This is a genomic window from Terrabacter sp. Soil810, assembly GCF_001429645.1.
Lineage (GTDB): Bacteria > Actinomycetota > Actinomycetes > Actinomycetales > Dermatophilaceae > Terrabacter.
Genome location: NZ_LMSW01000016.1, coordinates 86212 through 99666 on the forward strand (window position 1 = coordinate 86212; position 13455 = coordinate 99666).

At 73.7% G+C, this 13455-nt stretch carries 10 protein-coding genes; 3 read left to right on the top strand and 7 right to left on the bottom strand.

What is annotated here, in order from left to right; all coding sequences use genetic code 11:
• Nucleotides 1-216 precede the first annotated feature (216 nt).
• From ASG96_RS21180 to ASG96_RS21190, 3 genes are all read left to right on the top strand, one after another.
• Nucleotides 217-1203 carry a helix-turn-helix domain-containing protein gene (locus tag ASG96_RS21180; RefSeq protein ID WP_056751997.1) on the top strand — a complete coding sequence of 329 codons (987 nt, stop codon included), beginning with the start codon at nucleotides 217-219 and terminating at the stop codon, nucleotides 1201-1203.
• An 81-nt stretch (nucleotides 1204-1284) separates the two neighbouring features.
• The gene (locus tag ASG96_RS21185; RefSeq protein ID WP_057589316.1) at nucleotides 1285-3480 is read left to right on the top strand and encodes a glycosyltransferase; all 2196 of its coding nucleotides are present in this window, start codon (nucleotides 1285-1287) and stop codon (nucleotides 3478-3480) included.
• The gene (locus ASG96_RS21190) at nucleotides 3477-4817 is read left to right on the top strand and encodes a glycosyltransferase (protein WP_057589317.1); all 1341 of its coding nucleotides are present in this window, start codon (nucleotides 3477-3479) and stop codon (nucleotides 4815-4817) included. Before ASG96_RS21185 ends, ASG96_RS21190 begins: the two co-directional genes overlap by 4 nt.
• Before the next feature lie 72 nt (nucleotides 4818-4889).
• Here ASG96_RS21190 and guaD read toward each other — a convergent pair whose 3' ends face one another.
• The 7 genes from guaD to ASG96_RS21225 are packed head-to-tail and all read right to left on the bottom strand — an operon-like array spanning nucleotide 4890 to nucleotide 13420.
• The gene (gene guaD / locus ASG96_RS21195; RefSeq protein WP_057589318.1) at nucleotides 4890-6200 is read right to left on the bottom strand and encodes a guanine deaminase; all 1311 of its coding nucleotides are present in this window, start codon (nucleotides 6198-6200) and stop codon (nucleotides 4890-4892) included.
• Nucleotides 6197-7030, bottom strand: a complete 834-nt coding sequence (gene xdhC / locus ASG96_RS21200; RefSeq protein WP_057589319.1) for a xanthine dehydrogenase accessory protein XdhC — start codon at nucleotides 7028-7030, stop codon at nucleotides 6197-6199. The genes guaD and xdhC overlap by 4 nt, the downstream gene beginning before the upstream one ends.
• Nucleotide 7031: 1 nt before the next feature.
• Nucleotides 7032-9515, bottom strand: coding sequence for a xanthine dehydrogenase molybdopterin binding subunit (gene xdhB, locus ASG96_RS21205; RefSeq protein ID WP_057589320.1), 2484 nt, complete (start codon nucleotides 9513-9515; stop codon nucleotides 7032-7034).
• The gene (locus tag ASG96_RS21210) at nucleotides 9512-10978 is read right to left on the bottom strand and encodes a xanthine dehydrogenase small subunit (RefSeq protein ID WP_057589321.1); all 1467 of its coding nucleotides are present in this window, start codon (nucleotides 10976-10978) and stop codon (nucleotides 9512-9514) included. The genes xdhB and ASG96_RS21210 overlap by 4 nt, the downstream gene beginning before the upstream one ends.
• Before the next feature lie 54 nt (nucleotides 10979-11032).
• Nucleotides 11033-11725 (bottom strand): GTP cyclohydrolase II, encoded by a 693-nt coding sequence (gene ribA / locus ASG96_RS21215; RefSeq protein WP_057589322.1) that lies wholly within the window; start codon nucleotides 11723-11725, stop codon nucleotides 11033-11035.
• Complete coding sequence (locus ASG96_RS21220) at nucleotides 11722-12417, bottom strand: dihydrofolate reductase family protein (RefSeq protein ID WP_082588463.1); 696 nt, start codon at nucleotides 12415-12417, stop codon at nucleotides 11722-11724. The genes ribA and ASG96_RS21220 overlap by 4 nt, the downstream gene beginning before the upstream one ends.
• Entirely contained in the window at nucleotides 12410-13420 is a 1011-nt protein-coding gene (locus ASG96_RS21225) for a lysylphosphatidylglycerol synthase transmembrane domain-containing protein (RefSeq protein ID WP_057589323.1), read from the bottom strand. The genes ASG96_RS21220 and ASG96_RS21225 overlap by 8 nt, the downstream gene beginning before the upstream one ends.
• Nucleotides 13421-13455: the final 35 nt, after the last annotated feature.

The following is a 13455-nucleotide window of genomic DNA, read 5'->3' on the forward strand; positions in this document are numbered from 1 at the left end:
GATGGGGCGCATGCTGGTCCTCCGGGGGATGGGGCGCGAGCCCGCTGTTCGGGTCACGCTGCGTGAGGGTGGCGCAAGGGGTGGGACTCCTCCGCCGCGAGCCACAGTGCCCGAGGAGCCGGTTTGTCGGGAAGAATGTGTGTGCGGCGGTTATGTGTCATGGCGCAGGTGCGCCACCCGCCCGGGAGAGTGACAGGGCGACCGGAAGGAGCGAGGGTGGAAGCGCTCGCAGCGCTGGGTCTCGGTCGCGGAGAGGCGACGCTCTACCGCACGCTGGTCGGTCTGGGTGGGACCGGCGTCGACGACCTGGCCCATCGGTGCCAGCTCTCGAGCGCGGAGGTCGAGGACGGCCTCGTCGGTCTGGAGGGCAAGGGACTGGTGGCACAGGCGGCCGCCACTCCCGGCCGCTGGGTGGCGGCACCACCGGGCATCGCGCTGCGTGCCCTCCTCAACGACCGCCGTCACGAGCTCGACCAGGCCGAGCTCGTGGCCGCGCGGCTGGCGGAGTCGCACCGCACCGATGCTGCGGGGAGTGTTCACGATCTCGTCGAGGTGGTCGTCGGGGCCGGCGCGGTCGGACAGCGGTTCCACCAGCTGCAGCTGGGAGCCGTCGAGGAGGTCTGCGTCCTCGTCACCGACACCCCGACGGCCGTCACCGCGGCGGAGAACCAGGCCGAGGACATCGCGGCGGCCCGCGGCGTCCGGTACCGGGTCGTGCTCGAGCGCGACGTGCTGGAGCAGACGTCGCAGACCGAGCTCGTGGCGGTGATACGCCGCGACGAGGAGGTGCGGATCAGCGACCGTGTCCCGACCAAGCTCGTCATCGCCGACCGTCGCACCGCGATGGTGCCCCTCGATGCCGACTCCCCGGAGCCGGCGGCCCTCGTCATCCACTCGACCGGGCTCGTCCAGTCCCTCCTGTCGCTCTTCGACTTCGTCTGGCGCGAAGCCTGGCCGCTCAACTTCGCGTCTCCGGAGAGCGACGAGCTCGTGGAGACGGCCCCGGGACCGGACGAGACCGACCTCCAGGTGCTGTCGTTGCTCATCGCCGGCGCCTCCGACGTCCTGGTCGCGAGACAGCTCGACGTCGGGCTGCGCACGGTCCAGCGCCGCGTCCGTTCGCTCATGGATGCCACCGGCGCCAACAGCCGCATCCAGCTGGGTTGGGCGGCACACGAAAAGGGCTGGCTCCGGCGACCGTAGCTCAACAGTGGCCGTCACCGTGCCGCCTAACGTTAGACAAGGGTTGTACATCTTCGCGATCGGACGCCTAAGGTCGGCACCATGGACCCCCGCTCCGCACTCGAGGCGGTCCGTACCGCTCCCACCCTCCTCAAAGCCATGCGGGCCGCCTCGGCGCTCGCCGACGTCACCAGCCAGTCGGTCGGTGACGTCGTCGGTGACCTGACCTCGGCGACGCTCTCCGACGATCCCCTGACCGCCCTTGCCGCCGTCCACGCGCTCGGCGTATGCGACGACCCCGCCGCGGCATCGCTTCTCGCACAGCTGGTGCGTGACGAGCGGCGCCATGTGGCGGAGCACGCGCTCGACGCGCTGCGGCACACGACTCCCGTCGACGACGCGCTGCCCCACCTCGTCGGCGCGAGCCGCGACGGCGGCTTCACCGGAATGCTGGCCCAGCGCACCCTCGAGAGCTGGGCGGCCCAGCAGCCGGACCGGGTGCGCGGGGCCCTGCTGACCGGTCTGGCAGCAGCCGACCACGACGGCCGCGCGCGACTGGCCGAGACGCTGGGGCTGGTGCCCGGAGCGGCGACCACGACTGCGCTCATCACTCTCGCGGCAGACGACACCGAGGTGCTCCCGGTGCGCGCGGCAGCGACGGCCGCCCTCGGCGACGGACCTGCGGCCGGCCACAGCGCCGAGGCGCTCCTCGTGTCGTTGGCCCGCACTGTCGGCCCCCTGGCCCAGACCGCCCGGCTCGCCCTCTTCGACCTCCGTCCGGCGCCGGTGCCGGTGCCGTGCGTCCCTGACGGGCTGACCGTCGTGCAGCTCTTCCTCCACTCCGACATCGACGGGCGGCTGCACCACTCCGGCCGGGGCGACACCGGTGGCATCGCCACGCTGCTCGTGCACCTCGGGGACGCCCTGCTGCGGGGCGATCCCGCCGTGGCTCGGGTCATCACCGTGTCGGGCGGCAGCCCCGACCCGGCCCAGTTCCCCTCCGGGCGTCCGTCCGCCGCGCCCGCAGGCCACGTCGGCTCCTCGCTGCTCGCTCCGGGCCACCACTACGCCAGGGTGCCGCTGTCAGGTCCTGTGGGAGTGGGCCGGGCGTGGCCGGCGCGGGTCGCGGCGCGCCGCGGAATCCGCCGGGTCCTCCGGGCTGCGGGCCGCGTCGACGCGATCCACCTGCGGATGGCCGACGTCGGGTCCATGGCCGCCGCCGAGGTGGCGGACGAGCTCGGCATCCCCGTCGTGCTGACCGTCGCGCCCGACCCCCAGGCCCTCATCGACGCGCGGGACCGCACCGGGACGCTGACCCGTGCCGGGTTCGGCGAGGCTGATCTCGCGGAGCACCTGTGGTTCCGCGACCAGCTGCTCCGCGACCTCGCTGCGCGCGCCTCCCACCTCGTGCTCTTCCCGCGCCCACAGGTCGGCGACGACCTGCGGCGCTACCTCGGGATCGACATCGAGGTGCAGCGAGAGCGCCTCGGCGTCGTCGGCGAGGGCATCGACGTGGCGGGTGTCGACCGCATCGTCGGCGAGGCCCTGGACAGGTCCGGACGACGCCGCGGGTCCGGCGTCGCCACCGCACTCGACGAGCTCGACGCCCTCCTCCGCACCCTCCCCGACGACCGCCGGGCCCTGCCGACCGTCGTGTCGGTCGGTCGGCTCAACCCCGTCAAGGGGATGGCGACCCTCGTGCAGGCCTGGCGCGACGACGCCCTGCTGCGCGAGCGTTGCAACCTGCTCGTCGTGGGCGGCGACCTCGACCACCCGAGCGCCGAGGAGGGCGCCGAGCTGGCCCGCATCGACGCCGTCGTGCCGCCCGGCGAGGCGGCCGACCAGGGGCTGCTCCTGGCCGGCCACCGCCCCAACGCGACGACCATCGCGTGGCTCGCGCGACTGCGCGGACGGCCGGGCGAAACGGCGCCGCCCGGGGTCTACGTCAGCGCGAGCCTCAAGGAGGAGTTCGGCATCGCGATCCTCGAGGCGATGGCCGTCGGGCTCGTCGTCGTCGCGCCCGACGGCGGGGGCCCGGCGACCTACGTCGCCCACGGGGAGACGGGCATCCTCGCCGACACGTCCACCGCCGCCGCCCTCGCAAACGCGACCCACGCCGCACTCGACCTCGCCGCGGCACCGGACGCCGACGCCCGGATGGCGCAGGCCCGGGACATGGTGCGCACGAGGTTCGGCATCGACACGATGGCCGCGTCGCTCGCCGCGGTCTACCGTCAGGTGGCGCCACAGCGAGCGGATGGGCCGCGCCTGTCCGACGCCGTGGAGGGAGCCTCGTGACGCTCCTCGTCATCAGCCCCGACTACGCCTCCCACCTCTACCCGCTCGCCACCCTCGCCACGGCCTGGCGTGACGCGGGTGAGCGCGTCGTCGTCGCCACAGGCACGGCCACCGACGCCCTCGTCACCGCCTTCGGCTACGAGCGCGAGCACCTGCAGCTGGGGCGCGGCTCGAACCCGGGCGTCATCCGGGCCGAGGAGCAGCCGGCCGGCGAGGACGACTCGCTCCGCGGGTTCTTCGAGGCGACGAGGCTCGGCGCCGTCGAGACGCTCGCCTACCAGGCGCGGGCGCGCGGAAACGACCTGCTCTGGAACGCCGTAGGCGTGGCCCGGGCCGTGCACGACGTCGTCGACCGGGTGCGCCCCGACACGGTCATCGTCGACCACCTCGCCTTCGGTGCCCGACTCGGTCTCGCCAGCGGGGGCACCAGCCACGCCGACGTCGTGCTGGGACACCCGTCCGCCCTCACCGTCGGCGACGAGGTGTACGGCTACCCACCCGCCTGGCCCCGTGCCTTCACGCCCGGATCGGACGCCCTCGCCGAGCTTCGGCGGCTCTCGGAGCGGGTGCGCGACGACTTCACGGCGCAGTGGAACACCGCACTGGCGCAGCTGTCGCACGGGGCCCCGCCGAGCGTGGACGCCTTCGCCGAGACCGGCGACGTCCTGATGCTCAACTACCCCGCGGAGCTGCACGACCCCCACCGCACCTCGCTGCTCCCGCGCCACACCTTCCTCGGCTCCGCGGTGCGGGCCGAGGCCCCGGACGAGCAGGTCGAGGAGTGGCTCGGCCGCAGCGACGAGCCGGTCGTCTACGTCAGCCTCGGCAGCTTCCTCTCCGCCCGGTCGGACCTGATCGCGACGATCGTCGAGGCGCTGCGCCCGCTCGACGTCCGCGTCGCCCTGGCCCACGGGTCGACGCCGCGTGCCCTGCTGGGTGCACTCCCCGAGTCGTGGCTCGTACGCGAGATGCTCCCGCAGGTGACCCTGCTCGGTCACGCTTGCGTGGCCGTCTCGCACGGCGGAAACAACAGCGTCACCGAGTCACTCACGGCCGGTGTCCCCCTGCTGCTGCTCCCCCTCTCCACCGACCAGTTCGCCGGCGCCGCCGCCGTCGAGGAGCAGCGGCTGGGCGAGGTGCTCGACCCCAACCGCGCCGACGCCGTTGCGATCCGCTCGGCCGCCGAACGCCTCATGGGCTCCGCGGACGTCGTGGACCGCACGGGGCTGCACCGGATGGGTGTGTCGCTGCGCGAGCATCCGGGACCCCGACGGGCCCGCGACGCGCTGATGCAGCAGACGGCGCCCGCCGACGGGAGCGGCCCCGCGACGGTCTGAGCCTCCCCGCGGGTGGGGACGTCGACCCGGAAGGTGAGCGGCGGCATACGCCCTCGGTCGGGCGGGAGCACGTCAACGGGGGTGTGGGCTCCGCCACCGGCCGGCGGCGATCTGCTCGCCCCCGACCCACACGCCGCCGACGTCGGACGTCGTCCCCAGCGCGAAGACCTTGGACAGCGCGTCGTCGGGGGACGACGCGTTGTCGAGTCCCACGGCGAGCGGGTCGCCGGGCTCGGGCAGCACCCAGACGGCGTCGAACTGCTTGCCGACCGACAGGTCACCCACGTCGTGACCGAGCCCGAGCGCGTCGGCGCCCGCCCCGGTGCTCAGCCAGAGCAGGTGCGCCGAGGTCAGCAGCATCCCGTCCGGGCCGAGGAGCTGCTGGACGAAGTACGCCTGCAGTCCCTCCTTGAACAGCGAGAAGCCGGTGCCGGCGCCGACGTCCGAGCCGAGGGCGACGCGCACCCCCGCCTCGACGTGCCGACGGAGCGGGAAGAGCCCGCTGCCCAGCGCCGCGTTGCTCGTGGGGCAGTGCGCCACGGCGGCGCCGCGCTGGGCGAGCGTCCTCAGCTCGGCATCGGTCGGGTGGACGTCGTGCGCCAGCACGGACCTCGGCGTGACGAGGCCGAAGCGGTCGTAGGTGTCGACGTACGAGGCCCCGTCGAAGAGCGCGGCGACCTCGCTGATCTCGTGATGGTTCTCGTTGAGGTGCGACGTGAAGAGCGACCCGGGCACCTCGGCGAAGGTGGCGGCACAGGCCTCGAGGATCGCCTCGCTCGCCGAGAGGGAGAAGCGCGGTGTGACCGCGTAGCGCAGCCGGCCCTTGCCGTGCCAGCGGGCCGCGAGGTCGCGCGACTCGGCGTGGGCGCGCTCGGCGGTCGTGAGCAGCGGCTCGGGCAGCAGCCGGTCCGAGGTCACGAGGCCGGTCGTGACCCGCAGGCCCCAGTGGTCGGCCGCCTCGAACATCGCGTCGACGGCCGGGGCCTGATGGGCGCCGAAGACGAGCGCGGTCGTCGTCCCGGCGTCGACGAGCCCCGCCACGAAGTCACGGGCCACGCCACGGGCGTGGTCGACATCGGCGAGCCGCATCTCCTCCGGCAGGGCGTAGCGGTCGAGCCAGTCGAGCAGCGGCAGGCCGAGCCCACCGATGACGCGCACCTGGGGGAAGTGCACGTGCGTGTCGACGAGCCCCGGGAGGAGCAGACCCTCGCGCAGGTCGAGGACCGTTGCGTCGGGATGCTGCGCGCGCACCACGTCGAACGGGCCGCGCGCGGTGATGACGCCGTCCTCGACGAGCACCCCGCAGTCGTCGTGCGACCGGAGCGTTCCGCCCGCGAAGGGGCTCGTCGGCGTGTCGAGCACGCGTGCCCGGAAGATCGTCACGGACGGGTGCCCGGCGTCGGGCGCTCGAGCTGCCGCTCCCGCTCGAAGAGCGCCAACAGGTCGGTCGCGACCGCCACGGCGATGGTGGCCGGGCTCTTGCCGGTGAGCCCGGGCGCCCCGATCGGCGTCGTGATCCTGCTCAGCTCCTGCGCCGAATGGCCCTCTGATGCAAGGCGTTGCTCGAACCGGCGCCACTTGGCCGACGACCCGATGAGGCCGATCGAGCCCAGGTGCGAGCACCTCAGGGCGGCATCGCACAGGGCGATGTCCTCGGCATGGTCGTGGGTCATGACGAGCACGTGAGTGCCGCGCGGGACCTGCCCGAGGACGAGCTCCGGAACGGGCGCGTGGTGGAGGTGCACGCCGGCCACGGCGTCGGCGAGCCCCGCGAGTCGTCCTGGGGCCACGCGGTCGGCGCGTCCGTCGACGAGGTGCAGCTCGAGGTCGTGACGGCTCAGGATGCGAGCGAGCTCGGTGCCGACGTGACCCATCCCGAAGATCGCCACGGAGGGCACGACGGGCAGTGGCTCGAGCAGCACCGACACCTCGCCGCCGCAGCACTGCTGGCCGTGCTCGACGGGTGCTCGCTCGTTGAGCGCCAGGTCGAGCTGCTCGGGGGCGAACTCCCCCCGCCCGAGCATCGCGCGGGCGCGCTCGACGGCCGTCGCCTCGAGGTTGCCACCGCCGATGCTGCCCCACGTGTCGTCGGGCGAGACGACCATCTTGGCGCCGGGCTCGCGCGGGGCGTGGCCTCGGACGGCCGCGACCGTCACGAGCACGCCGGGGACCCGGTCCGCACGCAGCCGCTGGGCTGCCGAGAGCCAGTGCACGTCAGTCACCCCTCCCGGCGGCGACCTGCTCCGAGTGCGGGCGCAGCGGGTGCCCGGCGGGGTCTGCACGCTCGGGCGCGACGCCCACGCCCCGGAGCTCGCCCCGTACGACCGCCACCGTGTGCGGTGGCTGGCCGGCTCCTCGCGCCTGCTGGACGGCCCAGAAGACCGCCTCGGGTGTCGCCGGCGAGGCGAGGTCGACCTGCGTGCCCGCGGCCCCGAACGCAGCGGCCGCCTGGCGCAGGGCCTCGCGGACGGAGATGGCGAGCATGAGCGGGGGCTCCCCGACGGCCTTGGACCCGTAGACGACACCGTCCTCGGTGGCGCGCTCGAGCAGTGCGACGTTAAAGACGTCGGGCATCTCGGAGAAGCTCGGCAGCTTGTAGGTGCTCGCCGACGCCGTGGCGAGCCGGCCGCGTGCCGGGCCGGAGGACTCGTCCCACCGGAGGTCCTCGAGGGTGAGCCAGCCCGCACCCTGCACGAAGCCGCCCTCGATCTGGCCGAGGTCGACGAGTGGGGAGAGCGAGTCACCCACGTCGTGCACGATGTCGACCCGGCGCAGCCGGTAGGCACCGGTGAAGCCGTCGACCTCGACCTCGGCCGCCGCAGCGCCGTAGGAGAAGTACTTGAACGGCGAGCCGTGCATTCTCGTCGAGTCCCAGTGGAGTCCCTCGGTGCGGTAGAAACCGGCCGCCCAGAGCTGGACCCGTCGGTAGTAGGCCTCGCCCACGAGATCGGCCCAAGCCACCTCCGCTGCGCCCGACCCCGCTTCCGACGCCGCTCCCTGCGCCGCTCGCGCGCACCCGTCCTCGAACCGCACGTCCTCGCCGGGGATGCCCAGCCGGGCAGCGGCCACGGCGCGGAGCCGGCCCAGGATCTGCTCGCAGGCGTCCTTGACCGCTGCACCGTTGAGGTCGGCTCCCGAGCTCGCTGCGGTCGCGGACGTGTTGGGCACCTTGTCGGTGCGCGTCGGTGCCAGCCGGACGAGCGACAGGGGGACGGCTAGCGACGTGGCAGCCACCTGCAGCATCTTCGTGTGCAGGCCCTGGCCCATCTCGGTCCCACCGTGCGTGACGAGGACCGAGCCGTCCTTGTAGACGTGCACGAGCGCCCCGGCCTGGTTGAAGGCGGTGAAGTTGAAGGAGATCCCGAACTTCACCGGCGTGACGGCCAGGGCCCGCTTCGTGTGCTCGTGGGACGTGTTGTACGCGGCGATCGCCGCGGAGCGCTCCGCGATCTCGCCGGTGGTCAGCACCTGCTCCCAGCACGCGACGGCCCGCTCGGGGTGACGGACGACCTGACCGTATGGCGTGTCCTGACCCTCTGCGTAGAAGTTGAGCCGCCGCAGCTCCACGGGGTCGATCCCGAGCAGCGGTGCGCAGCGGCCGAGGACGTCCTCGATGACGAGCATCCCCTGGGGTCCGCCGAACCCGCGGAACGCCGTCTGGGACGTCTTGTGGGTCCGGGCGATCCGTCCGTCGACCCGCAGGTGGGGGATCCAGTATGCGTTGTCGACGTGACAGAGCGCCCGCGCCAGCACGGGCTCGGAGAGGTCGAGGCTCCAGCCGCCGTCGGAGGTCAGGGTGGCGTCGAGCGCGCGGATGCGGCCATCGCCGTCGAAGGCGGCGCGCCACTGTGCGTGGAAGCCGTGTCGCTTGCCCGTCATCGTCAGGTCCTGGGTCCGGGTGAGGCGCAGACGCACCGGCCGCCCGGTCAGGACGGCTCCCAGCGCGGCCACGGCCGCGTAGCCGTGCGGCTGCATCTCCTTGCCACCGAAGCCTCCTCCCATCCGCAGACACTGGACCGTGACGCCGTGGCTCGCCAGACCCAGCACGTGCGCCACGATCTGCTGGGTCTCCGTCGGGTGCTGGGTGCTGCTCTGGACGAAGACCTGTCCGCTCTCGTCGACGTGCGCGAGCGAGCAGTGCGTCTCGAGGTAGAAGTGCTCCTGGCCGGCGAGATCGAGCTCGCCGCTGAACACGTGCTCGGCCGCGCCGAAGGCCTCGTCGACATCACCGCGCTCGAGCCTGGGCTGGCCGCCCTGGAAGCTGCCTGCCTCGATCGCCTCGCGGACGGTGACGACCGAGGGCAGCGGCTCGTAGTCCACCTCGACGGCCAGCGCCCCGAGCCGGGCCGCCTCGAGGGTGTCGGCCAGTACCCAGCACACGGCGTGCCCGAAGAACATCACCTCGGACGGGAAGAGGGGCTCGTCGTGCTTGACGCCGGCATCGTTGACGCCGGGCACGTCGGCGGCGGTGAGGACGCGCACGACGCCCGGGACGGCGAGCGCGGGGACGGGGTCCAGCCGCGTCACGCGGGCGTGGGCGTGCGGTGCCTGGACGGGGTGGGCGTGGAGCAGACCGTGCGTGCGCGTCGTGAGGTCGTCGGTGTAGAGCGCCGTGCCCGTGACGTGAAGGGCGGCGGACTCATGCGGGATCGACTGTCCGACAACGGGATCGGCAGGCCGGCGGGACAGGGACGTCATGCACCCACCCCGTCCTCGGGCTGCTCGTCCGCATGGAGGCGAAGGAGCGAGGTGCCCAGCACAGCGCTGCGGTAGGCCGCGCTCGCCCGGTGGTCGTCGAGCGGGGTGCCCTCCCCCCGCATCACCTCTGCGGCGGCCTGCACCGTCGCCGCGGTCCAGGCCCGGCCCTCCAGGGCTGCTTCGGTGGCGAGCGCCCTGACGGGGGTGGCTGCCACGCCGCCGAGACCGATGCGCGCCCTCCGGACGGAGCCGTCGACGACGTCGAGGGCCACGGCGACGGCGACGCTGGAGATGTCGTCGTAGCGGCGCTTGGCGATCTTGTGGAAGGCCGTGGTCGGGCTGAGCGGCAAGGGGATCCGCACCGCACGGATGAGCTCGTCGGGCCGGCGCACGCTCCGCCGGTAGCCGGTGTAGTAGTCGGCGAGCGGCACCTGGCGGTCGCCGTCGGGGCTCGCGAGCACGACGACGGCCTCGAGCGCGAGCAGCGCGGGCGGCAGGTCACCGATCGGGGAGCCCGTGCCGAGGTTGCCGCCGACGGTCGCACCGTTGCGGATGAGTCGGGAGCCGAACTGGGAGAACACCTGGTCGAGCAGGGGGATCCGCCCCGCCAGCTCGCGCTGCACCTCGGTGAGGGTCAACGCGGCGCCGATCTCGACGGCCTCGTCACCGATCTCGAGGCGGCGCAGCTCGGGCAGACGGTCGATGCCGATGACGAACGGCGCTCGGGTGCCACGGAGGTTCACGTCGACGCCCCAGTCGGTCGAGCCGGCGACGACCGCCGCGCCCGGATTGCCCGCGAGCAGGTCGAGCGCCTCGTCGAGGTCGGCCGCACGGGCATACGTGCCGGTCGCCCCCGAGAGCCGCGTCCCGACCGGAGGTGGCGGCGCGTCCGAGCGCCGCGCGGCGAGCCTGTCGTCGGCTGCCGGGGACTCGAGCGCGAAGGCCGCGTCCCGGATGGGCCGGTAGCCGGTGCACCGGCACAGGTTGCCTGAGAGCGCTCCGAGACGGAACCCGTTGGGCCCCGACTCGTGCCTGTCCGCGTCCCCGCCCACACGGGCACCGTCGTCCTGCCGGTCGGCGCGGTAGTACTCGGCAGCCATGGAGCAGACGAAACCGGGCGTGCAGTAGCCGCACTGCGACCCGCCTCGCACCGCCATCTCGTGCTGCACCGGGTGCAGGTGCCCCGGCGTCCCCAGTCCCTCGGCCGTGACGACCTCCTGGCCGTCCAACGAGGCGGCCGGCAGGAGACAGGCATTGACGGCCGTCCACTCGGTGCCCGACCCACCGTCGGGGCGGGCCACGAGGACCGCGCAGGCGCCGCACTCTCCCTCGGCGCACCCCTCCTTGGCCCCGGTGAGCCCCTGCCCCCGCAGCCAGTCGAGGGCATTGGTCGCAGGGTCGGTGCCCGCCAGGTCGAGCTCGGCGCCGTTGACCGTCACCGAGAGAGGCTGCTCCGGCGTCATCCGAAAGTCCCGTCGTCCACTGACCCATGATGCACCGCCGGGCGCCGCGGTCAATCAGGGCTGGACGCGCAGGTCGAGGGTGTGCGCGCCGCGCACGACCTTCGTCGCGAGGTAGTGGGCGTTCGCGTCGGAGAGGTGGACCCCCGTCGGCACGCGGCGGACCACCGTGACCCCGAGGGCCCGCAGCTGCTCGGCCTTGTCGGGGTTGTTGCTGAGCAGGGCGACCCGGCTGACCCCGAGCGCGCCGAGCATCTGGGCGGCCACGGTGTAGTCCCGCTCGTCCTCGCCGTAGCCGAGCGCGACGTTCGCCTCGTAGGTGTCGAGTCCCGCGTCCTGGAGCACGTACGCGTCGAGCTTGGGATAGAGGCCGATGCCGCGCCCCTCCTGCCGCAGGTAGAGCAGGAACCCACCGCTCGCGTCGAGGCGCTCGACGGACTCGCGCAGCTGGGCGCCGCAGTCACACCGCCGGCTGCCGAAGACGTCGCCGGTCAGGCACTCGCTGTGCAGCCGCGTGGGCGTCGGGTCGCGGTCACAGGCGCCGGGGCCCGGGGACGCGGCGCGGTCGCCGAGACCCAGCGCGAGGTGCTCGCGCCCGTCGGCGAGGCCGTCGAAGGTGAAGACGCGCGCCGTCGTCTCGAAGCCGTCGGCGAACCCGACCGGCACGAGCACGTGGGTGCGGATCCGGGCCGGGGGAGGTGCCGCCGGGGGTGCTGGTGGGGGCGTGGGGCCCGGCGCCGCGGAGGTCATGCGCCCTCCCGGAAACGCGGCGACAACGCATACCTCAGCAGGACCACGTCGCCGATCTGGCGCACCTCGGCGAGGGTCGCGCGACGGCCGGCGTTCCACGGATAGCGCCCGTCCCCGACGAACCGGCACGCGGCCGAGTCCCCGACGAAGAAGGGCGCCACGACGAGCTGGAGCTCGTCGGCGAGGTCGTCGGTGAGCAGCTGGGTGTGCACGGTCCCACCGCCCTCGACCATGAGCCGCTGCACGCCGCGGTCGCCGAGGTCCTCGCAGACCCGGCGCATCGTCGCCGGACGGCCGGCGTCGACGACGGCCGCTGCGGCGCCGAGCCGCTCGCGGGCCTCGGGCACCACGTCGGTCGGGCAGTAGACGAGCTTGTCGGCACCGTCGGCCGCGAAGAAGCTTGCGGCACAGTCGAGCTCGGCACGCCTCGTAACCGTCACCTTCGTGGGCGACGGGGTGAGCCCGCGGGCCACGCGCGCGGCGCGGCGCTCGGCCGAGCGGACGAGCAGGCGCGGGTTGTCGTGGCGTATCGTGCTCGCGCCCACGAGGATCGCGTCGCTCGCGGCCCGCTCGCCGTCGACGCGGTCGAAGTCGGCGTCGTTGGACAGCATGAGGCGGGTCGACGTGCCGGCACTGAGGTAGCCGTCGATCGACATGCCGCAGCTGAGCAGGGTGTACGGACGGTCAGCCACTGACAGCTCCTTCCGCAGCGACGCCCGTGGCGCGGTGGGTCTCGCGCCGCGAGGTGACGAGCAGCGCCGCGCCGGGGAGGGCGGCGACGAACGACATGACGCCGTAGACGACGGCGGTCCCCACTCCCCCCGCGACCCCGAGGCCGGCGACCCCGAACGCCCACGCCGCGACCCCTTCACGGGGTCCCCACCCGGCGACGTTGAGGGGCACGGCCATCGCGACGAGCACGACGAGCGCAAGCGGCACCAGGTCACCCACCGACGCGGTGACCCCGGCGCTCCTGGCTGCGAGCACGAAGGTCGCCACGTGTCCGACGACGACGACCGTGGAGACCGCGACGACTCCCGGCCACGTATGCCGTCCCAGCAGTCCCGCTCTCAGGTCGGCCACCGCGACCTGCCCGGCCCGCGAGACCCGCGGGACCCGCGCGTCGCGAGCGACTCGAACCGTCGGGCGCTTTCCCGACACACGGCGCCCTCGCGCCACGACGACGGCCAGGGCGGCGACGACCGCTAGTGCGGCAGCGACGAGAAGCACTGTCGGAACAGGCGATTCGCCCTGCGGCAGCGACGACCCGGGCGACGGCAGGAGCAGCACGGCACCGACGGTCAGCACGACGAGGACGACCTGACCCGCCGCCCGCTCCCACACGACGGACCGCAGCCCGCGGCCCAGGTCGCCGCCCCGGCGGCCGTGGCGCACACCGCGGTGCACGTCGCCGAGCACCCCGCCGGGGAGGGTCACGTTGAGGAACTGCGACCGGTAGCACGCTGCGACGGCCGAGCGCAGGGACAGCTCGGTCCCGAGCCCCCGCGAAACGAGGACCCACCGCCAGGCCCCGCACACGGTCGTCACGACCGCGATCGCAGCCGCGGCGGTGACCGACCACGCGTCGACATGGCGCAGTCCGTCGACGAAGGCCTCGCCACCGATGCGCCAGACGAGGACACCGAGGATCGCGAGCCCCGCGACGGGGCGCAGCCAGGATCGGTCGGGTCGCATCTCCTCCGCCCTTTCTGCCCGGGTCTGCCGGGGGT

Coding starts and splice junctions, on each gene's coding strand:
- ASG96_RS21185 (WP_057589316.1), top strand. CDS start 1,285: ATGGACCCCCGCTCCGCACTCGAGGCGGTCCGTACCGCTCCCACCCTC.
- ASG96_RS21210 (WP_057589321.1), bottom strand. CDS start 10,978: ATGACGCCGGAGCAGCCTCTCTCGGTGACGGTCAACGGCGCCGAGCTC.
- ASG96_RS21225 (WP_057589323.1), bottom strand. CDS start 13,420: ATGCGACCCGACCGATCCTGGCTGCGCCCCGTCGCGGGGCTCGCGATC.
- ribA (WP_057589322.1), bottom strand. CDS start 11,725: ATGACCTCCGCGGCGCCGGGCCCCACGCCCCCACCAGCACCCCCGGCG.
- xdhB (WP_057589320.1), bottom strand. CDS start 9,515: ATGACGTCCCTGTCCCGCCGGCCTGCCGATCCCGTTGTCGGACAGTCG.